Here is a 20,313-nt window from a genome sequence, read left to right as displayed (position 1 = left end):
TGGCCCCAATTTGACCGTACTACGCTTCCAGCAAGCGCCCAATTCCAGACCCAAGGTGCCGTCGATTCCATGGACAACCTGACCCGAGCTTTGAACCTCGTCCCGATGGTGGTCGAACAGACCAGCCGCGGCGAGCGTGCCTACGACATCTACTCGCGCCTGCTCAAGGAGCGCGTGATCTTCCTGGTCGGCGGCGTCGACGACCATGTCGCCAACGTGATCGTTGCGCAGATGCTGTTCCTCGAGGCCGAAAACCCCGAGAAGGACATCAGCCTGTACATCAACTCGCCCGGTGGCGTGGTCACCGCGGGCCTGGCGATCTACGACACCATGCAGTACATCAAGCCGGACGTGAGCACCATCTGCGTCGGCCAGGCCGCCTCGATGGGCGCGCTGCTGCTGGCTGCCGGCGCCAAGGGCAAGCGTTACGCGCTGCCCAATTCGCGGGTCATGATCCACCAGCCGCTGGGCGGCTTCCAGGGCCAGGCGACGGACATCGACATCCACGCCCGCGAAATCCTGACCCTGCGCCAGCGCCTCAACGAGATCCTCGCCAAGCACACCGGCCAGGCCCTTGAGACCATCGCGCGCGACACCGAGCGCGACAACTTCAAGAGCGCCGAGGCCGCCCGTGAGTACGGCCTGGTCGACCAGGTGCTGGAACGGCGCCCGGAAGACTCGATCCAGACCACCTGAGACGCCCTCCTGAGTCCGTCCAGGTCCTTGATCCACCTATCATTTCGGCCCCTGAGCCGGCCCGCGAAGCGGGCCGGAGCGCTGTGTTATTCTCGGGCCGTAGCACCTGAACGCGTTCAAGACAGGACGGGTTCCGACATGAGCACCACCAAAAGCACCACCAAAAGCACCACTTGGGCACAAGCATGAGCGACGATCGACAGGGCCGCAGCACCGGCGACAGCAACAAGATTCTGTACTGCTCGTTCTGCGGGAAGAGCCAGCACGAGGTCCGCAAACTCATTGCGGGCCCGAGCGTGTTCATCTGCGACGAGTGCGTCGAGCTGTGCAACGACATCATCCGCGAGGAACTCGAGGAAAAGGCGCAGTCGGCCCGCAGCCACCTGCCCAAGCCGCGCGAGATCCTCGAGGTGCTCGACCAGTACGTGATCGGCCAGACGCGCGCCAAGCGCACGCTCGCGGTCGCCGTGTACAACCATTACAAGCGCATCGAGAGCCGTCAGAAGAACGACGACGTCGAGCTTGCCAAGTCCAACATCCTGCTGGTCGGTCCGACCGGTTCGGGCAAGACGCTGCTGGCCGAAACGCTGGCGCGCCTGCTCAACGTGCCGTTCACGATCGCCGATGCGACCACGCTGACCGAAGCCGGCTATGTCGGTGAGGACGTGGAAAACATCATCCAGAAGCTGCTGCAGAAGTGCGACTACGACGTCGAGAAGGCGCAGCAGGGCATCGTCTACATCGACGAGATCGACAAGATCTCGCGCAAGAGCGACAACCCGTCGATCACCCGTGACGTGTCCGGCGAAGGCGTGCAGCAGGCGCTGCTCAAGCTGATCGAAGGCACCGTCGCCAGCGTGCCGCCGCAGGGCGGTCGCAAGCACCCGCAGCAGGAATTCCTGCAGGTCGACACGCGCAACATCCTGTTCGTCGTCGGCGGCGCGTTCGCCGGCCTGGACAAGATCATCCAGCAGCGCAGCACCGAGGCCGGCGGCATCGGCTTCGGCGCCAAGGTCAAGAGCAGCGAGCGCAAGTCCGACATCGGCAAGCTGCTGGCTGACGTCGAGCCGGAAGACCTGATCAAGTTCGGCCTGATCCCCGAGTTCGTCGGCCGCCTGCCGGTGGTCGCGACGCTCGAGGAGCTCGACGAGCCGGCGCTGGTCAAGATCCTGACCGAGCCGAAGAACGCCATCACCAAGCAGTTCAAGAAGCTGTTCGACATGGAAGGCGTGGAGCTGGAATTCCGCCCGGACGCCCTGGCCGCTATCGCCCGCAAGGCGCTCAAGCGCAAGACCGGCGCCCGTGGCCTGCGCACCATCGTCGAGTCGGTCCTGCTCGACACCATGTACGAACTGCCGTCGCTTGAGAACGTCAGCAAGGTCGTCGTCGACGAGTCGGTGATCGACCACAAGACCGAGCCGTACCTGATCTACCAGACCCCGCCGCCGGCGGCGCCGAAGGTCGCTTCCGCCGACTGAGCGGACGGCCCCTGAGGGGGCCCATTCAGGCTACTCCCGGCCGCTCGGCCGGGAGCTCTCGACAATGCCTGTCAAATTCGGCTAATTGCCTGATTAATAAGGATTAATTGTGACCGGCGCGCAGCTTTCCCTGCGCGCCGCTTGCATCCTTTCACGCGGACCCCCATAACCGTGGCCATGGGCGTTGAAGGCCCACAGATCCCTCGGGCGTCGAGCCCGTCCACGCTTATCCGGAGTCCCCCTCATGTCCGACTCACCAGAACGCGAGACTCTGAGCCTGCCGGTGCTGCCGTTGCGCGATGTCGTCGTGTTCCCGCACATGGTGATCCCGCTCTTCGTCGGCCGCGACAAGTCCATCCATGCCCTGGACCAGGCCATGGAATCGGACAAGCGCATCCTGCTGGTCGCGCAGAAGTCCGCTGAAACCGATGACCCGGGCGCCGCCGATCTCTACCAGATCGGCACGCTGGCCCAGGTCCTGCAACTGCTCAAGCTCCCCGACGGCACGATCAAGGTGCTGGTCGAGGGCGTGTCGCGCGTCAACGTGCATGACGTCACCGAGGCCGGTGGCGCGCTGACCGGCAAGGCCGAAGTCGTCGAGCCGGAGAGCGATCGCGAAGAGCGCGAGATCGAAGCGATCGCGCGCTCGCTGATGGGCTTGTTCGAGCAGTACGTCAAGACCAATCGCAAGCTGCCGCCGGAACTGATGCAGACGTTGTCCGGCATCGACGAGCCCGGCCGCCTGGCCGACACCATCGCCGCGCACCTGGGCGTGCGCATTGGCGACAAGCAGAAGCTGCTCGAGACCCATGGCATCGGCACGCGCCTGGAAACGCTGGTCGGCCTGGTCGATGGCGAGATCGACGTGCAGCAGCTGGAAAAGCGCATCCGCGGTCGCGTCAAGTCGCAGATGGAGAAGAGCCAGCGCGAGTACTACCTCAACGAGCAGATGAAGGCGATCCAGAAGGAGCTCGGAGAGATCGACGATGCGCCCAACGACGTCGACGAGCTGACCCGCAAGATCGCCGAAGCCGGCATGCCCAAGCCGGTGGAGACCAAGGCCAAGGCCGAGCTCAACAAGCTCAAGCAGATGTCGCCGATGTCGGCCGAAGCCGCGGTCGTGCGCAACTATCTGGACTGGCTGCTCGGCGTGCCGTGGAAGAAGCGCAGCAAGATCCGCAAGGACCTCAAGGCCGCGCAGGACGTGCTCGACGCCGATCATTTCGGCCTGGAGAAGGTCAAGGAACGCATCCTTGAATACCTTGCGGTGCAGTCGCGCGTGAAGCACATGAAGGGCGCGATCCTGTGCCTGGTCGGGCCGCCGGGCGTGGGCAAGACCTCGCTGGGCCAGTCGATCGCCAAGGCGACCAACCGCAAGTTCGTGCGCATGTCGCTCGGCGGCGTGCGTGACGAAGCCGAGATCCGTGGCCATCGCCGCACCTACGTCGGCTCGATGCCGGGCCGGATCGTGCAGAACCTCAACAAGATCGGCAGCAAGAACCCGCTGTTCGTGCTCGACGAAATCGACAAGATGTCGATGGACTTCCGCGGCGATCCGTCTTCGGCGCTGCTGGAAGTGCTCGACCCGGAGCAGAACAACGCGTTCAACGATCACTACCTGGAAGTCGACCTCGACCTGTCGGAAGTGATGTTCGTGGCGACGTCGAACTCGCTCAACATCCCCGGCCCGCTGCTCGACCGCATGGAAGTGATCCGCATCCCGGGTTACACCGAGGAAGAGAAGCTCAACATCGCGATGCGTTACCTGATGCCCAAGCAGATCAAGGCCAATGGCCTGAAGCCTGAAGAGCTGAAGGTGGCAGAAAGCGCGGTGCGCGACATCGTGCGCTACTACACGCGCGAGTCGGGCGTGCGCAGCCTCGAGCGCGAGATCGCCAAGATCTGCCGCAAGGTGGTCAAGGAAATCGCACTCGCCGGACCGAAGGCGAAGAAGGCCAAGACCACCGCGGTCAACGTCACTTCCAAGAACCTCGACAAGTACCTGGGCGTGCGCCGCTACGACTTCGGTCGCGCCGAGGAGCAGAACGAGATCGGCCTGGTGACCGGTCTGGCCTGGACCGAAGTGGGCGGCGATCTGTTGCAGATCGAGTCGACGCTGGTGCCGGGCAAGGGCCAGCTGCTGCTGACCGGCCAGCTCGGCGATGTCATGAAGGAATCGGCCTCGGCCGCGCTGTCGGTCGTGCGTGCCCGCACCGATCGGCTCGGCATCGACCTGGACTTCCTGCAGAAGCAGGACGTCCACGTCCACGTGCCCGAGGGTGCCACCCCCAAGGACGGCCCCAGCGCTGGTATCGCCATGGCCACGGCCCTGGTGTCGATGCTGACCCGCAACCCGGTCAAGGCCGACGTGGCCATGACCGGCGAGATCACCCTGCGCGGCCGCGTGCTGCCGATCGGCGGCCTGAAGGAAAAGCTGCTGGCCGCACTGCGCGGCGGCATCCACACCGTGATCATTCCCGATGAGAACCGCAAGGATCTGGTCGACTTGCCCAAGGCGGTGACGCAGGGCATGAAGATCATTCCGGTGAAGTGGATCGACGAAGTGCTCGACATCGCCCTGGAGCGTCCGCTGGCACCCGTGCCGGCATCGGGACAGGGTGAGGTGCAGGTGCGCGAAGGCACGGGTTCTGTGACGCAAGCGGACCTCAAGCACTGATCGGTTGCACTTGTTCCGATCAACTCGATCACGCTGGAAGCCGCGCCACAGCTAGCTTTCAGGCTTGCACCCCTAAAATGCCGCTGGTATAACGGCTGCGTCCGCGCAGATAGCTGATCACTTCAGCATCTGCGCGGCACCAGTCGATCGGGCGCATGTCCCGATTCTCAGAACATGCGGCAACATCCGCACAGGGAGTCAAAACGAATGAACAAGGCTGAGTTTGTTGGCGCCGTCGCCGAAGCTGCAGAGCTGTCCAAGACCGATGCCGCCAACGCCGTCGACGCAGTGATCAGCGTCGTCACCAAGGCGCTGAAGAAGGGCGACACGGTGACGCTGGTCGGCTTCGGCACGTTCCAGGTCCGCAAGCGCGCCGCCCGTCAGGGCCGCAACCCGAAGACCGGCGAGACGATCAAGATCAAGGCCTCGAAGAATCCTTCGTTCAAGGCTGGCAAGGCGCTCAAGGATGCCGTAAACTAAGCGACTCGCACGCGGGTGCTTAGCTCAGCGGTAGAGCGTCTCCTTTACACGGAGAGGGTCGGGGGTTCGAAACCCTCAGCACCCACCAGATAAGCACCAGGCTGTGAACGTTTTCAGAAGTGCGGAGTGGTAGTTCAGTCGGTTAGAATGCTGGCCTGTCACGCCGGAGGTCGCGGGTTCGAGTCCCGTCCACTCCGCCAGTTTCGCCAAAGGCGCCGGGAACGGCGCCTTTGTTTTCCAAAGGGTAAGGGCACCGGGTTTTCTCCGGGGCCGGGCCTGCAAGGGCCATGCTTCAAAGCGTTCCAAGCGCGGAGTGGTAGTTCAGTCGGTTAGAATGCTGGCCTGTCACGCCGGAGGTCGCGGGTTCGAGTCCCGTCCACTCCGCCAGTTTTACCTGAGGCCGCCTCTGGCGGCCTCATTTTTTTCAGGTGCGCCCAAGGCGCCCTAATTTTTGAACCGCGCCGGAAACGGCGCGTTTTTTTTGCCTGTAGCCCGGGTAAGCGCAGCGCACCCGGGTCCTTCTCCAGGCCACCGCGAACCGCCCCCCGGTCGCCACCGCCAAACCCCGCGGCCCTTGCGTTTACAGGCCTCCAAGCAGGCTAAACTGTCCGGCTTACGACTGACGCGTACCGGACATGCTGCAGAAACTTCGCGACAAGACCTCGGGCTGGATCGCCACCGTGATCCTGGGCCTGCTGATCATTCCCTTCGCCTTTGTCGGCATCGAGCAGTACCTCGGCCAGCGCACCGACGACTCGGTGGCGAAGATCGACGCACCGCCGACCTGGTGGCCGTCGGCGCCGTCGTTCTGGCCGGTTTCGGTGTTCTGGCAGCACGACGCCATTGCCATCGACGAGTTCCGCCGCAGCTTCGAGCAGGCGCGCCAGCAGCAGCGCGCGCAGCAGGGCGAGGCGTTCGATGCGCGTGCATTCGAAAGCGTCGAGAACAAGCGCGCGATCCTCGATGGCCTGATCGATGCACGCGTGCAGCAACTGTCCGCGCAGCGCGACGGCATGGTCGTCAGCGATGCGATGGTGCGCAAGTCGATCCAGGAAGTCCCCGCGTTCCAGGTCGACGGCAAGTTTGACTACACGCGTTACAAGCTGGCACTGGCCTCGCAGGTGCCGGCGTTGACCGAGCGCCAGTTCGAGCAGCAGGTGCGTGAAAGCCTCCAGCAGTCGATGATGACCGTGGGTGTGGCCGCCAGCAATTTCGTCACCGCCGCCGAGATGGACCGCCTGTTGCAGCTGATGGGCGAGCAGCGCGACGTCAGCGTGCTGCCGTTGCCCGCACCGGTCGCCGACACCGGCGCAGTCAGTGCCGCGGAAATCCAGAAGTGGTACGAGGGCCATGCCGGGCAGTACCGCGCACCGGAAGCGGTGACGATCGAGTACGTCGAGATCAACAGCGCGACGCTGCCGGCACCGGCTCCGGCCGATGACGCGACGCTGCGCCAGCGTTACGAGCAGGAAAAGAACCGCTTCGTCGAAGCCGAGCAGCGCCTGGCCTCGCACATCCTGGTGCGTGTGCCGGAAGGTGCCGACGCGGCCGCGCAGAAGGCCGCCGAGCAGAAGGCGGCGCAGCTGGCCACGCAGGCCAAGGCGCCTGGCGCCGACTTCGCAGCGCTGGCCCGCGCCAACAGCGACGACTCCGGCTCGCAGGCCGCCGGCGGCGACCTGGGCTGGGTCAGCAAGGGCATGATGGTCGGCCCGTTCGAGGACGCGTTGTTCGCGATGAAGTCGGGCGAAGTAAGCGCACCGGTCAAGAGCGAGTTCGGCTGGCACGTGATCCAGCTTCGCGAGCTCAAGAGCGGCGCGCAGGAAAGCTTCGAGCAGGCGCGTGAATCGCTGGCGCGCGAGCAGGCCGAGGCCGATCGCGAGCGTGCGGCCAGCGAATTCAGCAGCCGCCTGGTCGATCTGACCCTGAAGAACCCGTCTTCGCTGGCACCGGCCGCGCGCGAGATGAACATCCCGCTGCAGAAGCTCGGCCCGATCGCGCGGACGAAGCCGGAAGGCATCGCCGCCAATCCGGCGGTGCTGCGTGCGGCGTTCTCCGACAACCTGATCCAGGACGGCACCATCAGCGACCCGATCGAACTGGCACCGGGCCACAGCGTGATGATTCGCGTCACCGCGCATACGCCTGAGCGCGCGTTGTCGCTGGCCCAGGTGCGCGACCAGGTCATCGCCGCCGTGCGCGCAGACCGCAGCGCCCAGGCCGCACGCAAGGATGCCGACGCGCTGGTGGCACGCATGAAGGGTGGCGAGACGCTCGAGGCGATCTCAGCCTCGCGCCAGTTGCCGCCGCCGCAGGTACTGCCGGGGGTGCCGCGTGGTGCACCGGTGCCCGACGCCAGCGCCTCGGAGGCGATCTTCGCCGTCGCCGCGCCGGCCGCCGGCAAGGTGACCCCGGGCCAGGCGCCGCTGGCAGACGGCCGCATCGTGCTGTTTGCAGTGAGCAAGGTAACGCCGGGCGACGTGGCATCCATGCCGCCCCAGCAGCGCGAGATGCTGCAGCAGCAGATCGCCCGCATCGGCGGCACCGACGACATGCGCGCGCTGGTCACCCAGCTGCGCAAGCGCGTCAAGGTGACGGTGGTCGAGCGCAATCTCTGACCGCGCCAACTGACGCGACAGGAAGAAGCCCGGCCACGCCGGGCTTTTTTTTGCCGGCAACCCTGTAGCCCGGGTGAGCGCAGCGCACCCGGGGTGCGGACGCGCATGACCCCGGGTGCGCTGCGCTTACCCGGGCTACGCGTAGGCCACACAGGATGCGCTTGCCCTGGCCCGGACAAGAACCAAAAAAAGCCCGGCAATCGCCGGGCCTTTCTCGCGTTTCATCCGCGACGGATCACTCGTTGCCGATCCCCGTCATGCCCAGGATGTTGTAGCCGGCATCGACATAAGTGACTTCGCCGGTGACGCCGCTGGCCAGGTCCGAGCACAGGAACGCAGCGACATTGCCGACGTCTTCGATGGTGACGGTGCGGCGCAGCGGCGCGTTCTCCTCGACGTGGCCGAGGATCTTGCGGAAGCCCGCGATGCCCGCAGCGGCCAGCGTCTTGATCGGGCCGGCCGAAATCGCATTGACGCGCGTGCCTTCCGGGCCGAGGTTGCAAGCCAGGTAACGCACCGACGCCTCAAGACTGGCCTTGGCCACGCCCATCAGGTTGTAACCGACCAGCGCACGCTCCGCGCCCAGGTAGCTCAACGTCAGGATCGAACCATTGCGACCCTTCATCAGCGGACGCGCCGCCTTGGACAGCGCCGACAGCGAGTACGACGAAACGTCGTGGGCGATGGCGAAGTTCTCGCGGGTCAGACCGTCGAGGAACTGGCCGGCAATGGCCTCGCGCGGAGCGAAAGCGATTGCGTGGACCAGGATGTCGAAGCCGTCACCCCAGCGCTGGCCGAGCTGCTCGAAACACGCCGCGATCTGGGCGTCATCGCTGACGTCCAGCGGCAGCACGATGTCGCTGCCGTATTCGGCCGCAGCCGACTCCACGCGCGACTTCAGCTTGTCGTTCTGGTAGGTGAATGCCAGCTGCGCGCCTTCGCGGTGCATGGCCTCAGCGATGCCGCTGGCGATCGAGCGCTCGCTGGCAATGCCGGTGATCAGTGCGCGCTTGCCTTGCAGAAAACCCATGAGCCGTTCCCTTCTGATGGTTGTGACCGTAATGCCGTGGCCGTAGTGCAGTGGCCTTGTACGGTCGAGCAAAGACTCTAGTGTAGCCGCCAGCGGGTGGCGGTTGCGGGTGCCGTCGTCGCTGTCTGACGATGCGGCGGCGTAGGGTCGGCGGCGCTGTTACGGCGATCCGGCCTCGCTCGGCACCCGGTTGCCCTGGCCGCCGAGCGGATCGATGACCAGCATCTGACCGGGCTTGAGCACGGCGTTGGTGGCCAGGCCATTGCGCTGCATCAGATCGGCGACGCGCACGTCATAGCGCTTGGCGATGGTGGACGCATTTTCGCCTCGACGGACCTTGTGCTTGCGTGAAGGCTCTGCCGCGGCGACGGGCGCGCCGTCGGTCGTGGGCGCCGCTGAAGCGGCGACAGCAGCGGCCGGGTCCAGTGACGCCGGCGCCGGCGCCGGCGTGGCGAGGATGCGCGCCGGTCGGCTGGCGATGCCGTCGGCGTGGACCGGATTGAGCCGCTTGAGCTGATCGCTGTCCTGGCCGGTGCGCGTGGCCCACTGGTCGATGCGCTTGACGTCCGCAGGCAGGGTCACCGCTTGCAGTCGCGGCACGGGGCGATCCAGTGAGCGCAGCCACTCCTCGCGGTCGTCGGCCTGTTCCATCAGGCACGACAGCGCGTGCAGCTTGCGGACGTACGCCTGGGTGATGTCGGACAGGCCCTGCAGTTGTTCGGGTCTGGCGTCGCGGGCGGTCTGGCCGCTGCGCTTGAGCGCACCCAGCACGCGGTATTCGCCGGCGTTGTAGGCCATCACCGTCAGCCGCCAGTCGCCTGCGAACATGCCGTGCAGCGTCTTGAGGTAGCGCACGGCTGCCGTGGTCGAGTCGACCGGCGACAGGCGCCCGTCGTAACCCTTGCGCATTGGCACGTCATGGTTGCGCGCGGTGATGGCGATCATCTGCCACAACCCGGCCGGCCCGGCCGGACTGCGTGCGCCGGGGCGATAGCCGCTCTCGACGAACGGAATCAGCGCGAATTCGGTCGGCAGGTGCGCCTGGCGCAGGGCGTCGACGACGTAACCGAACAGCGGCAGCAGGTCGTCGTCGGCGGCCAGGCGCTTGGGGGCGGTGGCGAAATGCTGGCGCCAACGCTTGGAAACGCCGCCGGCCTCGCACTCGGGTTCGGCCAGTCCGCGGCGGAAGTCCTCGTAGATCTCGCGACCATTGCGGGTCGCCGGGTCGGCCGGTCCGGCCACCGCGGCCGGCGTCGAGGCCGGGGCCGGGGCCGGGGTGGTCGGGTTGGCCGGGTTGTCCTGGGCGGTCGCGGGCAGCGCGATGGCGCCGCCCAGCAGGAGTCCGGCGGCCAGCCGGCGCCACGTAGGGGCGCAGGTCACGCGACGAATCCGTCCTTCCAGCGCCGCAACTGGGCGAATGCTTCCACGCTGTCGGCCGGGGCCTGGCCGGTTTGCCGCTGCAGCGCGGTACGTACCTCGGAACTGTCGACGCGAAGGAATGGATTGGCCGCCAGTTCGCTGGCGATCGTGGTGGGCAGGGTCGGTAGACCGGTCTGGCGCATCGTCTGGGCTTCCTCGGTGCGACGCCTCAGCGCCGGGTTTCCGGGTTCTACCACGCGGGCAAAGGCCGCGTTTGAGAGCGTGTACTCATGTCCGCAACAGACCCGGGTTTGCCCGGGCAGGGCGGCCAGCCGCGAAAGCGAGCCGTGCATCTGTGCCGGCGTGCCTTCGAACAGCCGCCCGCAGCCAAGGCTGAACAGGGTGTCGCCGCAGAACAGCAGGTCGTGGCCGACGTAGGCCACGTGGCTGAGGGTGTGGCCGGGCAGGGCAATGACCTCGAACTGCCAGCCGGCCAGCTCGAACCGGTCGCCGTCGCCCACGCGGGTGGTCGCGGTCGTGATGCGCTCGTCGGCCGGGCCGATCACCGGCAATCGCGGCCAGCGTTCGAGCAGGCCGGGGACGCCGCCGATGTGGTCGTGGTGGTGGTGGGTCAGCAGGATTCCGGCTGGCTGCAGGCCTGCCTCGGCCGCGGCCAGGACCGGTCCTGCCTCGCTCGGGTCGACGATCAGGGCGCGCGAGCCGTCGTCGGCTGCACAGACCCAGATGTAGTTGTCATTCAGGGCGGGCAGGGCCTGAAGGCGCATGCGCAGTGATCCTTGGGTGCTCGACAGCCTGGGAACCTTGTCCGGGAAGCTTGCCCGTGGGCGGTGGGAGTGCCGCACAATCGACGGGGCCAACCGTACGAACCGCTCCCAACCAGTATCCGAACCGGCCCCGACCATGCCCCCGCGTTCCCACCCCCGTCAACCAGATCCGGCTCATGCGCCGCTCGCCTGGTTCAGCAGCGAGGCTGGGCAGGGCCTGCTGGCGGTGCAGGAGGCGGCGATGGCGCGAGTGCTGGCGTCGCGGCCACCGGCCGCGCCCTGGGCATGGATCGGCGTGGCCGGGTCCGCTGCGCCGGACCTTGCCGGAGGCCGCGGGCTGGTCTTGCGCCGCAACGGCGCCGGCTTCGACGGCGGGGTCCGCTGCCGGTTGCCGCTGCCGTTCGCCAGCGAGGCGTTTGGCGCGATCCTGATCCAGCACGCGCTCGACGACGGTTTCTCGATCGACTTCGTCCTGGACGAATGCGCGCGGATGCTGATGCCCGGCGGCACGTTGTGGCTGGCGGCACTGAACCCGTGGAGTCCATATCGCGCGCGCTGGGCCCGCACCGGCCTGCACGCACACGATCCCGGCGGCTGGCAGTCGGCGCTGCGCCGCGCCGGGTTCGCGGTTGAGTCGGTCAGCCTGCAGTGGCTGGGACCGCACTGGCGCGTGGCCCACGGGGAAGTCGGTGTCGGCGCCGCCGATCGCCTGCGCGCCGGCATCGCACTGACCGTCAACAAGCGGGTGCATGCACTGATCCCGCCAGCGCCGCTGCGCAACCTGCGCTGGAGCCAGGTCTAGGTGCGAATCGATCGACATCTGCAATCGGGCTGCTACAGGCGCGCGATGGCGGCGATAATGCTGCGATGAGTACTGACGCAAGCAAGACCGACGCAAGCAAGGCCGACGAGCGAAAGCAGGTCGATATCCATACCGACGGTGCCTGCCTGGGCAACCCGGGTCCCGGCGGCTGGGCCGCGCTGCTGCGCTTCCGCGGTCGCGAACGCGAAGTCGCCGGCGGCGAGGCCGACACCACCAACAACCGCATGGAGCTGATGGCGGCGATCATGGCGCTGGAAACGCTCAGCGAGCCGTGCGATGTGATCCTCCACACCGACTCGCAGTACGTGCGCCAGGGCATCACCGAGTGGATCGGCAACTGGGTCCGTCGCGGCTGGAAGACCGCCGGCGGCGATCCGGTCAAGAACCGCGATCTGTGGGAGCGCCTGCACGCAGCGGCGCAGCGCCATTCGATCCAGTGGAAATGGGTGAAGGGCCACTCCGGCGATCCCGACAACGAGCGCGTCGACGTGCTCGCCCGCCTGCAGGCGCAGCGCCTGCGTGGCAGCTCGGTCGCGGCCCGCTGATGGCCGGCCGTCTGCTTTCCATGCCGTCCCGCCTGCCCCGGCAGGCGATGATCGTGGGACAATGACGCCGATGCGGCAGATCATCCTTGATACCGAAACCACCGGCCTGAGCTGGGAACGCGGCAACCGCGTGGTTGAAATCGGCTGCGTGGAATACATCGAGCGCCGCCCCAGTGGACGCACCTTCCACGTCTACCTGAAGCCGGACTGCGATTTCGAGCAGGGCGCGCAGGAAGTCACCGGACTGACCCTGGATTTCCTCGCCGACAAGCCGGTGTTCGCCGATGTCGTCGAAGAGTTCATCGCCTTCATCGACGGCGCCGAACTGATCATCCACAACGCCGCGTTCGACGTCGGCTTCCTCGACAACGAGCTGCGCCTGGTCGGCCCGCATTACGGCGGCCTGCGCGAACGCTGCAACGTCGAAGACACGCTGCTGATGGCGCGCCAGCGGTTCCCTGGCCAGCGCAACTCGCTCGATGCGTTGTGCAAGCGCCTGGGCGTGGACAACTCGCATCGCCAGCTGCACGGCGCGCTGCTCGATGCCCAGATCCTGGCCGAGGTCTACCTCGCCCTGACCTCGGGTCAGGAAGAGATCGGTTTTGCCAGCGACGCCGCCGGCTCGCAGGTCGAGGTGGTCAGCTTCCGTACCGACCCGGCCGCGGCGCGTCCGCGCGTGCAGGTGGCCGCCGAAGAGCAGGCCGCGCACGAAGCGCGCCTGGAGAAGCTGCGCAAGAAGGCCGGCAAGTGCGTCTGGGACCAGTTCATCGTGGTCGCGGCAGCCGAGCCGGTGCTCGAGCCGGCCTGAGTCCCTGCGAACGGCGCGGCCCGGCGACAGGCCGGGCTGCGATCAGTGGTGGCGGACCAGGATCACGGTGACGTTGTCGGAGCCGCCGCCATCCAGCGCAGCGGCGACCAGCGAGTCCACGCATTCCTGCGCGCTGCAGTCGTCCTGCGCCAGCACCCTGGCGATGCCGCGGTCATCGACCTCCTCGGTCAAGCCGTCGCTGCACAGCAGCAGCTGCATGCCCGGCCTGAGTTCGCCGGTCATGGTCTCGACGTTGAGGTTGCGCGGATCGGTCACACCCAGGGCCTGCGTCACCACGTTGCGGTGGGGATGGCTGCGCGCCTGTTCATGGGTGATCGCGCCGTTGGCGATCAGCTCCTGGACATAGCTGTGATCCTGCGACAGCTGGGCAAGGTGGCCTTCGCGCCACAGATACACGCGGCTGTCACCGACCCAGGCGACTTCGAAGCGGTTGCCGGCGATGCGCGCGGCGACCACGGTCGTTCCCATCGGCAGTGCGTCGTTGCGGCGCTTGGACGTGCGGATGATCTCTTCGTCGGCGATGCGGATGGCCTGCGCCAGCGGCGTGCCGTCGCGGATCTCGCGGACGATGGTCTCGCGTGCCAGCGCGCTTGCGACCTCGCCGTATTCGTGACCGCCCATGCCGTCGGCGACCAGCCACAGACCCAGCTCGCCGTCACCGTAATAGGTGTCTTCGTTGAGCTCGCGGCGCAGGCCGACGTGGGTGAGGTGTCCGAATTCGATCATGCGTCGATCATGCCGGTCGCTGTCAGGTGCTTGATGGCGGATAACGGAATCATCGTGGCCGAGCGGCCGCGAGGCAAGGAAAAGGCGGGGGCGGCAACGCAATATCGGCGCCGGACATGGCCTGCGCCGGCCAATGACCGCAAAACGCAAAACGCCCCACGAGGGGGCGTTTGCGTGAATCTGGCGGAGAGGGGGGGATTCGAACCCCCGGTACGCTATAAACGTACGCCTGATTTCGAGTCAGGTACATTCAACCACTCTGCCACCTCTCCGGATGGTGCAGCGAGCCGGGAATTCTACGGGGCTTGCGCGCCTGCGGCAAGCACCGGCGTCCGGTCGCCGACAACTTCGGCCGGCTACACTATCGCTCCCCTGAACGAACGGCGTCGTCATGTCCGAAATCCTGGTCCCGGTGTCCTTTGGCGAACTGCTCGACAAGATCGCGATCCTGCAGATCAAGTCCGAGCGCATGAGCGACCCCGCCAAGCTGGCCAATGTCCGCAATGAACTGTCCGCGCTGGAGCAGACCTGGATGGCGCATCCGGCTGCCGGCAAGGACATCGCCCGCCTGCGCGCCGACCTCAAGGCCGTCAACGAGCGCCTGTGGGTGATCGAGGACGACATCCGCATCAAGGAGAAGGCCCAGGCCTTCGATGACGAGTTCGTGCGCCTGGCCCGCAGCGTCTACTTCGAGAACGACGAGCGCGCCCGCATCAAGAAGGACATCAACCTCGCGCTGGGCTCGGCCTATGTCGAGGAGAAGTCCTACCAGGACTACCGGACCGGCGCGACGCCGTAGTCCTTCCCCGGCGGGAGCGAATCAGCTCGCTCCCGCACGAGTCAGGTGGCCAGCGCGTAGGCAGCCACCGCAAACGACAGCGCCGCCACGGTCGCGGCCACCGCCGCCACGATCTGCACCCGCATCAGGCGATGTTCCTGCACGGCCTGTTGCTGGCGCAGTCCGTCGATCGTGCGCTCCAGTTCCAGCGATGCCTGCTTGAGCGCCGTGATGGTCATTTCCATTTCGGCGGCGAGGGTCTTGATCGCCTGGTGGTTGAGGTCGACCGCGTCCTGCAGCTCGCGGATCTGCTGCGGAATCTGGGTCGGCTCCTTGCCGCGGGTGAACATCGGACGGGCGGCGCGGATCAGTTCCGGCAGCAGCGGCGCGACCACGGTGAACCAGGCAGCCATCAGTTCGTCTCCTGACTTGCTGGGGCCGCGCGTGGCGGCAATTGCTCGGCGCAGTAGCGCTCGAACGCAGCGATCGCGTCTTCGACCGTGACCAGGTCCATGACACCGTCGTGCTCGATCTTGGTGCCCCAGCTCAGCTCCGCGGCCGGCTTGCCCAGGTACTTGCGCGCTGCGTCGTCATAGCGGTCGGCGCAGTAGCGGCGGTCGCTGTAGGGGCCGCTGCGGGCCGGGTTGCTGGCCGCGTGCAGGCCCAGTACCCGGGTGCCCATGGCGTTGGCGATGTGCATCGGGCCGGAGTCGGGCGTGACCAGCAACTGGCCACGTTCGAGCAGGGCAGGCAGTTGCTTGAGGGTGTCCTTGCCGACCAGGTCCAGTGCCGGATGGCGCATGGCGGCCATGATCGCGTCGGTGGTCTTCCGCTCCAGCTCGCTGCGCCCGCCGCACATCACCACCCGCCAGCCGCGCGCGACGGCGTGGTCGGCCAGTGCCGCATGCCGCTCGGGGCGCCAGTTGCGCCGGGCATGGCTGGAGCAGGGCGAAACCAGCATCGTCGGCATGCCGTCGTCGGGCCATTGCGCGCGCGCCCATTGCCGCGCCTCGTCGGGTACCGGCAAGTCCCACAGCACCCGGTCCTGGTGCAGGCCGAGCGGTTCGCAGAAACTGCCGATCGCATCGAGTACATGGATGCCGGGGCGATCGGGGATGCGTTCGTTGACGAACAATCCGTGCAGGTCCTTCGACCGCGAACGGTCGTAGCCGATCCGCCGGCGTGCCGGAATGAAGGCCGACAGCAGGTTCGCGCGCGCAGCGACCTGCATCTGCATCAGCACGTCGAAGCGCTGATTTTCGCCCAGGCGCTGGCGCAACTCGCGGCGCAGGGCGCGCATGCCGGCCAGGCCGGTCTTCTTGTCGTACTCGACGAAGTCGACGCCCGGCAGGCCGGCCAGCAGGCGGTACTCGCCCTTGCCGATCACCCAGGTGATCCGCACCTGCGGCCAGGCGGCCTGCAACGTGCGCACCAGCGGCACGACATGGGTGACGTCACCCAGCGCAGACAGGCGCAGCAGGCAAATCGATTGTGGTGGTGCAGAACTACCGGGCTTCATCGGAGGCGCATCCATGCAGGCCCGGCCATCGGGAAGCCGATTGCCGGGCCGGGGGCGGGCGGCTCGTGCCCGGTCGCCCCGCGGTCGATCCGCGGTCGATCCGCCCAGGCGGAATGCATGCGGCGCGTGAAGGCAGGTTGCTGGGCACGTGAATTGCTAGACTCCGGGGGATGACGGGGTTCGATGCTACCGAAGAGTTGACGCCGTTCCGCGACGACAGCGGATACGGAGCCATTCTGTTCGACCGCAACCGGGTGCGGCAAGCGAGCCCGGAGTGGTTCGTGCCGTCGTTCTGGGAACAGCGTGCGCGCCCGGTCGAGAGCGGCGGACGCGGTGGTGCCTGGTTCGTCGATGCGCCATTCGGCCCGGCGCTGCTGCGGCGTTACCTGCGCGGCGGCATGGCCGCACGCGTCAGCCGCGACCGCTACTGGTGGCACGGTGCCGCCAGCACGCGCAGCTTCGCCGAGTTCCGCCTGACCCGGACCATGGCCGAGAAGGGCGTGCCGGTACCGCGTCCGATCGCCGCCTGCTATCGCCGCGATGGCATGTTCTACCGCGCCGCGATCCTGCTCGAGCGCCTCGATGACGTGCGCACCCTGGCCGACCGCGCCGCGGTTGCCGGCGACGGCGCGCCCTGGGAGGAGGCCGGTCGCCTGATCGCCCGTGCCCACCGCGCCGGCCTCGACCACGCCGACCTCAACGCCCACAACCTGTTGTTCACCACCACCGGTAGAGGCTGGATCATCGACCTCGACCGCGGCCGCATGCGCATTCCCGCCACCGGCTGGCGCGAGCGCAACCTCGCACGCCTCAAGAGGTCGCTGCTGAAGCTGCGCGGCAACCGCAGCGTCGAGGATGTGGAACGCGATTTCGGCCGTCTGCGCGAGGCCTACGATCGCGCCTGGGAGCGAGGCTACTGAGCATGGTTTCACCGAGCACGGTTTGGCAACTTCGCCTGCACGGAGTCGGCAATGCGTCGGCGGTCGAGCTCGGCTCAGCCATGGCGACGATCGAACGCAATGGCGTGCCGTGGCTGACCATCGATTGTGGCGGCGAGGGCCTGACCGCCTACCAGGCGTATTACGGTGACGCGCCGTCGGCGCTGTACATCACCCACACCCACCTCGACCATGTCGCCGGTTTCGAGCGCCTTTTCGTCTCGACCTTCTTCGACCCGGCGCGGCGCGGCAAGGTGCGCCTGTACGTGCCGGCCACCGTGGTGCCGCTGCTGCACCAGCGGGTGGGCGACTATCCGAACGCATTGGCCGAAGGTGGGGTCAACTTCTGGGATGCTTTCCAGGTGATTCCGGTCGGCGGCTCGTTCTGGCACGACGGCGTGCGCCTGGAAGTGTTCCCGACGCGCCATCACTGGCCCGAGACCGCCTATGGCCTGCGCCTGCATGGCAGCGTGGTGTGGACCGGCGACACCCGCCCGATCCCGGAGATGCTGGCGCGCTTCGCCGACGCGGGCGAGTTGATCGCCCACGACTGCGCGCTGCACGGCAACCCCTCGCACAGCGGCATCGACGACCTCGAGCGCGAGTACCCGCCGGCGCTGCTCGAGCGCTGCCTGCTGTACCACTACGGCAACCGCGAGGAAGGCCAGATCCTCGCCGCCCGCGGCTACCGTGTCGCCCATCCGGGCCAGGTCGTCGCGCTGGAAGATCCGACGGCGATGCAGGCGGAACTGTCATGAGTGCCGTTCCAGCTCCAACGACCTCGACCGCCACGCCGCTGCCGCTGGACCTGCGCGGCCGGCCCCTGCGCGACTTGCGCCTGTCGGTGATCGAGGCCTGCAATTTCCGTTGCCCGTATTGCATGCCAGCCGATCGCGTGCCGGACGATTACGGTTTCGACTCGGCGTCGCGGCTGTCGTTCGACGAAATCGAGACGCTGGTGCGCGGCTTCGTCGCGCTCGGCGTCAACAAGCTGCGCCTGACCGGTGGCGAGCCCTTGCTGCGCAAGCGGCTGCCGCAGCTGGTGCAGCGGCTGGCCGCGATCGGCGGCCTGGATGACATCGCGTTGACGACCAACGGTTCGCTGCTGGCGGCGCAGGCGCGCGCGCTGCGCGATGCCGGGCTTGGCCGCATCACGGTCAGCCTCGATGCCCTCGATCCGCAATGCTTCAAGCGGATGAGCGGCGGCCGTGGCGACATCGCCGATGTCCTGGCCGGCATCGAGGCTGCGCGGGTGGCGGGGTTCGCTTCGATCAAGCTCAACTGCGTGGTCGAGCGCGGCATCAACGACGACCAGGTGCTGCCGCTGCTCGAGCACTTCCGCGGCAGCGGCCATGTGCTGCGCTTCATCGAATACATGGACGTGGGCACCTGCAACGGCTGGGTGCGCGACCGCGTCGTGCCTTCGGCGGAACTGCGCGACCGCATCGCCGCGCGCTGGCCGCTGCGTGCACTGGAGGCCAATTACCGTGGCGAAGTCGCCTCGCGCTATGCCTTCGCCGATGGCCAGGGCGAAGTCGGCTTCGTCAGCTCGGTCAGCGAACCGTTCTGCGGCGACTGCCATCGCGCCCGCGTGTCCGCCGACGGCAAGCTCTATACCTGCCTGTTCGCGTCCGAGGGCCACGACCTGCGGCCGGCACTGGCGCAGGGCGAATCAGCGCTGCGCGAGCGCGCGGCCAGCCTGTGGGCGCACCGCGGCGACCGTTACAGCGAACTGCGCGGTGCGGCTGGCGCATCGCGCCGGCATGTCGAGATGTTTCTGATTGGCGGTTGAATGAAAGCGAAGAGACAGCCCGTGCCAAAGCAGCCCGCGCCAAAGCAGGCCGTGCCAAGGCAGCTCACCCATATCGACCCTGACGGTCGTCCGGCCATGGTCGACGTGTCGGCCAAGGCGGCGACTGCGCGCGAGGCGCGTGCCGAATGCAAGGTGCGCTTTCCAGCCGCGGTGGCCGCGCAGTTGCGCGCTTCCGGGTTGAAGAGCGCCAAGGGCGGCATCGTCGATACCGCGATCATCGCCGGCACCATGGCGGTCAAGCGCACGCACGAGTTGATCCCGTTCTGCCACCCGCTGCCGATCGACGGCTGCCGGATAGGCATCGACTGGGATGGCGCGACCACGCTGCGCATCGAATGCAGCGTGCGCACGACGCACCGCACCGGCGTGGAGATGGAAGCGCTGACCGGCGCAACCGTGGCGGCGCTGACGGTCTACGACATGTGCAAGGCGCTGTCGCACGCGATCGTGCTGGGCCCGGCGCGCGTGCTGGGCAAGCGCGGCGGCCGCCACGACTTTGGAGCGACCTGATGGCCGCGGCCACCGTGCTGTATTTCGCCAGCCTGCGTGACGCCGCCGGCGTCGCCAGCGAAGGGGTCGAGGCCGCAGGCGACCTGCGGGGCCTCTACGACACATTGCGTGCGCGCCACGGCTTCGTCCTGCCGCACGAGCGCCTGCGCGTGGCGGTCGACGGCGAGTTCGCGCGCTGGGAGCAGCCGGTTCGCGCCGGCAGCGAGATCGCCTTCATCCCCCCGGTCAGCGGCGGCTGAGCGCAACTGCAGCAACGACATGACGACGCATTTCAATCTTTCCGAAACCCCGTTCGACACCGCCAGCCTGCGCGCGCAACTGCTCGACGATCGCGTCGGCGGTTACGCCAGCTTCGAGGGCTGGGTCCGCGACCACAACGACGGTCGTGCCGTGAATGGCCTGCGCTACGAGGCCTATGCCGCGTTGGCGGAAGCCGAAGGCGAGCGCGTGCTGGCCGAGGCGCTGGCGAAGTTCGACATCCTCGATGCGCGCTGCGTGCACCGCGTCGGCGACCTGGCGATCGGCGAACTGGCGGTATGGGTCGGCGTGAGCGCCGCCCATCGCGACGCCGCGTTCGCCGCCTGCCGTTTCGTCATCGACGAGGTCAAGGCACGCGTGCCGATCTGGAAGCATGAGCGCTATGCCGACGGCGACGCCGGCTGGCTGCACCCGCAGCAGACCTGACCGCCCCGCAAGGGGCACGGAGTCGTCG

The 20,313-nt window shown here is 67.3% G+C and carries 21 protein-coding genes and 4 tRNA genes; 18 read left to right on the top strand and 7 right to left on the bottom strand.

The genetic code is table 11. The features are described from left to right. Window positions 1-69 precede the first annotated feature (69 nt). From clpP to MNR01_RS05325, 8 genes are all read left to right on the top strand, one after another. A complete protein-coding gene (gene clpP / locus MNR01_RS05360) occupies window positions 70-696 on the top strand; it encodes an ATP-dependent Clp endopeptidase proteolytic subunit ClpP (RefSeq protein ID WP_241919906.1) in 627 nt (208 codons plus the stop codon). Between the two features lie 185 nt (window positions 697-881). Next, window positions 882-2,174 (top strand): ATP-dependent Clp protease ATP-binding subunit ClpX, encoded by a 1,293-nt coding sequence (gene clpX / locus MNR01_RS05355; protein WP_241919905.1) that lies wholly within the window; start codon window positions 882-884, stop codon window positions 2,172-2,174. A gap of 244 nt (window positions 2,175-2,418) precedes the next feature. Further along, a complete protein-coding gene (gene lon / locus MNR01_RS05350) occupies window positions 2,419-4,851 on the top strand; it encodes an endopeptidase La (protein WP_345779032.1) in 2,433 nt (810 codons plus the stop codon). Window positions 4,852-5,058: 207 nt separating this feature from the next. After that, on the top strand, window positions 5,059-5,331 hold the full coding sequence (locus MNR01_RS05345; protein WP_158734067.1) for an HU family DNA-binding protein: 273 nt from the start codon (window positions 5,059-5,061) through the stop codon (window positions 5,329-5,331). A 13-nt stretch (window positions 5,332-5,344) separates the two neighbouring features. Continuing rightward, window positions 5,345-5,419 (top strand) — tRNA-Val (locus MNR01_RS05340). 35 nt (window positions 5,420-5,454) lie between these two features. Then, window positions 5,455-5,531: transfer RNA gene (locus MNR01_RS05335), tRNA-Asp, on the top strand. A 110-nt stretch (window positions 5,532-5,641) separates the two neighbouring features. Further along, window positions 5,642-5,718, top strand: a tRNA-Asp gene (locus MNR01_RS05330). A 248-nt stretch (window positions 5,719-5,966) separates the two neighbouring features. Next, on the top strand, window positions 5,967-7,946 hold the full coding sequence (locus MNR01_RS05325; RefSeq protein WP_241919904.1) for a SurA N-terminal domain-containing protein: 1,980 nt from the start codon (window positions 5,967-5,969) through the stop codon (window positions 7,944-7,946). Window positions 7,947-8,181: 235 nt separating this feature from the next. On the opposite strand, the gene MNR01_RS05320 is transcribed toward MNR01_RS05325, so the two are convergent. The 3 genes from MNR01_RS05320 to gloB form a co-directional block, all read right to left on the bottom strand. Beyond that, window positions 8,182-8,976 carry an enoyl-ACP reductase gene (locus tag MNR01_RS05320; RefSeq protein WP_241919903.1) on the bottom strand — a complete coding sequence of 265 codons (795 nt, stop codon included), beginning with the start codon at window positions 8,974-8,976 and terminating at the stop codon, window positions 8,182-8,184. A 159-nt stretch (window positions 8,977-9,135) separates the two neighbouring features. Continuing rightward, window positions 9,136-10,329 (bottom strand): lytic transglycosylase domain-containing protein, encoded by a 1,194-nt coding sequence (locus tag MNR01_RS05315; RefSeq protein WP_241920545.1) that lies wholly within the window; start codon window positions 10,327-10,329, stop codon window positions 9,136-9,138. A 23-nt stretch (window positions 10,330-10,352) separates the two neighbouring features. Then, window positions 10,353-11,120 (bottom strand): hydroxyacylglutathione hydrolase, encoded by a 768-nt coding sequence (gene gloB, locus MNR01_RS05310; RefSeq protein WP_241919902.1) that lies wholly within the window; start codon window positions 11,118-11,120, stop codon window positions 10,353-10,355. Between the two features lie 241 nt (window positions 11,121-11,361). On the opposite strand from gloB, the gene MNR01_RS05305 reads away from it, so the two are divergent. The 3 genes from MNR01_RS05305 to dnaQ all read left to right on the top strand — a co-directional run bounded on the left by MNR01_RS05305 (window position 11,362) and on the right by dnaQ (window position 13,296). Then, window positions 11,362-11,922, top strand: a complete 561-nt coding sequence (locus tag MNR01_RS05305; RefSeq protein WP_241919901.1) for a class I SAM-dependent methyltransferase — start codon at window positions 11,362-11,364, stop codon at window positions 11,920-11,922. Window positions 11,923-11,987: 65 nt separating this feature from the next. Next, window positions 11,988-12,488, top strand: a complete 501-nt coding sequence (gene rnhA, locus MNR01_RS05300) for a ribonuclease HI (RefSeq protein ID WP_241919900.1) — start codon at window positions 11,988-11,990, stop codon at window positions 12,486-12,488. Between the two features lie 70 nt (window positions 12,489-12,558). Beyond that, complete coding sequence (dnaQ, locus tag MNR01_RS05295) at window positions 12,559-13,296, top strand: DNA polymerase III subunit epsilon (protein WP_241919899.1); 738 nt, start codon at window positions 12,559-12,561, stop codon at window positions 13,294-13,296. A 42-nt stretch (window positions 13,297-13,338) separates the two neighbouring features. Here the strand turns inward: dnaQ and MNR01_RS05290 are convergent, their stop codons facing one another. Together MNR01_RS05290 and MNR01_RS05285 are read right to left on the bottom strand one after the other, a co-directional pair. Then, complete coding sequence (locus MNR01_RS05290; protein WP_241919898.1) at window positions 13,339-14,043, bottom strand: PP2C family serine/threonine-protein phosphatase; 705 nt, start codon at window positions 14,041-14,043, stop codon at window positions 13,339-13,341. 181 nt (window positions 14,044-14,224) lie between these two features. Continuing rightward, window positions 14,225-14,315: transfer RNA gene (locus tag MNR01_RS05285), tRNA-Ser, on the bottom strand. 119 nt (window positions 14,316-14,434) lie between these two features. On the opposite strand from MNR01_RS05285, the gene MNR01_RS05280 reads away from it, so the two are divergent. Then, window positions 14,435-14,842, top strand: coding sequence for a DUF6165 family protein (locus MNR01_RS05280; RefSeq protein WP_241919897.1), 408 nt, complete (start codon window positions 14,435-14,437; stop codon window positions 14,840-14,842). Between the two features lie 41 nt (window positions 14,843-14,883). Here MNR01_RS05280 and MNR01_RS05275 read toward each other — a convergent pair whose 3' ends face one another. Together MNR01_RS05275 and MNR01_RS05270 are read right to left on the bottom strand one after the other, a co-directional pair. Further along, the gene (locus MNR01_RS05275; protein ID WP_241919896.1) at window positions 14,884-15,234 is read right to left on the bottom strand and encodes a hypothetical protein; all 351 of its coding nucleotides are present in this window, start codon (window positions 15,232-15,234) and stop codon (window positions 14,884-14,886) included. Further along, the gene (locus MNR01_RS05270; protein ID WP_241919895.1) at window positions 15,234-16,340 is read right to left on the bottom strand and encodes a glycosyltransferase family 9 protein; all 1,107 of its coding nucleotides are present in this window, start codon (window positions 16,338-16,340) and stop codon (window positions 15,234-15,236) included. The genes MNR01_RS05275 and MNR01_RS05270 overlap by 1 nt, the downstream gene beginning before the upstream one ends. 170 nt (window positions 16,341-16,510) lie before the next feature. On the opposite strand from MNR01_RS05270, the gene MNR01_RS05265 reads away from it, so the two are divergent. The 6 genes from MNR01_RS05265 to MNR01_RS05240 are packed head-to-tail and all read left to right on the top strand — an operon-like array spanning window position 16,511 to window position 20,285. Beyond that, window positions 16,511-17,260 (top strand): 3-deoxy-D-manno-octulosonic acid kinase, encoded by a 750-nt coding sequence (locus MNR01_RS05265; RefSeq protein WP_241919894.1) that lies wholly within the window; start codon window positions 16,511-16,513, stop codon window positions 17,258-17,260. A gap of 2 nt (window positions 17,261-17,262) precedes the next feature. Next, window positions 17,263-18,036, top strand: a complete 774-nt coding sequence (locus MNR01_RS05260; protein WP_241919893.1) for an MBL fold metallo-hydrolase — start codon at window positions 17,263-17,265, stop codon at window positions 18,034-18,036. Beyond that, the gene (moaA, locus tag MNR01_RS05255; protein WP_241919892.1) at window positions 18,033-19,070 is read left to right on the top strand and encodes a GTP 3',8-cyclase MoaA; all 1,038 of its coding nucleotides are present in this window, start codon (window positions 18,033-18,035) and stop codon (window positions 19,068-19,070) included. The genes MNR01_RS05260 and moaA overlap by 4 nt, the downstream gene beginning before the upstream one ends. A 21-nt stretch (window positions 19,071-19,091) precedes the next feature. After that, complete coding sequence (gene moaC / locus MNR01_RS05250; RefSeq protein ID WP_256451869.1) at window positions 19,092-19,601, top strand: cyclic pyranopterin monophosphate synthase MoaC; 510 nt, start codon at window positions 19,092-19,094, stop codon at window positions 19,599-19,601. Continuing rightward, window positions 19,598-19,840: a MoaD/ThiS family protein gene (locus tag MNR01_RS05245; RefSeq protein ID WP_241920543.1), complete on the top strand. Its 243-nt coding sequence runs from the start codon at window positions 19,598-19,600 to the stop codon at window positions 19,838-19,840. Before moaC ends, MNR01_RS05245 begins: the two co-directional genes overlap by 4 nt. 19 nt (window positions 19,841-19,859) lie before the next feature. Next, window positions 19,860-20,285, top strand: a complete 426-nt coding sequence (locus MNR01_RS05240) for a molybdenum cofactor biosynthesis protein MoaE (RefSeq protein WP_241919891.1) — start codon at window positions 19,860-19,862, stop codon at window positions 20,283-20,285. Window positions 20,286-20,313 lie beyond the last annotated feature (28 nt).

This window comes from Lysobacter sp. S4-A87 (genome assembly GCF_022637455.1).
In the GTDB taxonomy this organism is placed as follows: Bacteria; Pseudomonadota; Gammaproteobacteria; order Xanthomonadales; family Xanthomonadaceae; genus Lysobacter_J.
The sequence above is the reverse complement of the archived record's forward strand: the minus strand, read 5'-3'. Positions and strand labels throughout refer to the sequence as shown.

What these genes read in the sequence shown, in the direction of transcription:
- MNR01_RS05275 (WP_241919896.1), bottom strand. Translation starts at nt 15,234, where the DNA reads ATGGCTGCCTGGTTCACCGTGGTCGCGCCGCTGCTGCCGGAACTGATC.
- MNR01_RS05320 (WP_241919903.1), bottom strand. Translation starts at nt 8,976, where the DNA reads ATGGGTTTTCTGCAAGGCAAGCGCGCACTGATCACCGGCATTGCCAGC.
- MNR01_RS05325 (WP_241919904.1), top strand. Translation starts at nt 5,967, where the DNA reads ATGCTGCAGAAACTTCGCGACAAGACCTCGGGCTGGATCGCCACCGTG.
- moaA (WP_241919892.1), top strand. Translation starts at nt 18,033, where the DNA reads ATGAGTGCCGTTCCAGCTCCAACGACCTCGACCGCCACGCCGCTGCCG.
- MNR01_RS05305 (WP_241919901.1), top strand. Translation starts at nt 11,362, where the DNA reads ATGGCGCGAGTGCTGGCGTCGCGGCCACCGGCCGCGCCCTGGGCATGG.
- MNR01_RS05240 (WP_241919891.1), top strand. Translation starts at nt 19,860, where the DNA reads ATGACGACGCATTTCAATCTTTCCGAAACCCCGTTCGACACCGCCAGC.
- MNR01_RS05345 (WP_158734067.1), top strand. Translation starts at nt 5,059, where the DNA reads ATGAACAAGGCTGAGTTTGTTGGCGCCGTCGCCGAAGCTGCAGAGCTG.
- MNR01_RS05260 (WP_241919893.1), top strand. Translation starts at nt 17,263, where the DNA reads ATGGTTTCACCGAGCACGGTTTGGCAACTTCGCCTGCACGGAGTCGGC.
- clpP (WP_241919906.1), top strand. Translation starts at nt 70, where the DNA reads ATGGACAACCTGACCCGAGCTTTGAACCTCGTCCCGATGGTGGTCGAA.
- gloB (WP_241919902.1), bottom strand. Translation starts at nt 11,120, where the DNA reads ATGCGCCTTCAGGCCCTGCCCGCCCTGAATGACAACTACATCTGGGTC.
- dnaQ (WP_241919899.1), top strand. Translation starts at nt 12,559, where the DNA reads ATGCGGCAGATCATCCTTGATACCGAAACCACCGGCCTGAGCTGGGAA.
- MNR01_RS05280 (WP_241919897.1), top strand. Translation starts at nt 14,435, where the DNA reads ATGTCCGAAATCCTGGTCCCGGTGTCCTTTGGCGAACTGCTCGACAAG.
- lon (WP_345779032.1), top strand. Translation starts at nt 2,419, where the DNA reads ATGTCCGACTCACCAGAACGCGAGACTCTGAGCCTGCCGGTGCTGCCG.
- rnhA (WP_241919900.1), top strand. Translation starts at nt 11,988, where the DNA reads ATGAGTACTGACGCAAGCAAGACCGACGCAAGCAAGGCCGACGAGCGA.
- MNR01_RS05290 (WP_241919898.1), bottom strand. Translation starts at nt 14,043, where the DNA reads ATGATCGAATTCGGACACCTCACCCACGTCGGCCTGCGCCGCGAGCTC.
- MNR01_RS05270 (WP_241919895.1), bottom strand. Translation starts at nt 16,340, where the DNA reads ATGAAGCCCGGTAGTTCTGCACCACCACAATCGATTTGCCTGCTGCGC.
- MNR01_RS05265 (WP_241919894.1), top strand. Translation starts at nt 16,511, where the DNA reads ATGACGGGGTTCGATGCTACCGAAGAGTTGACGCCGTTCCGCGACGAC.
- clpX (WP_241919905.1), top strand. Translation starts at nt 882, where the DNA reads ATGAGCGACGATCGACAGGGCCGCAGCACCGGCGACAGCAACAAGATT.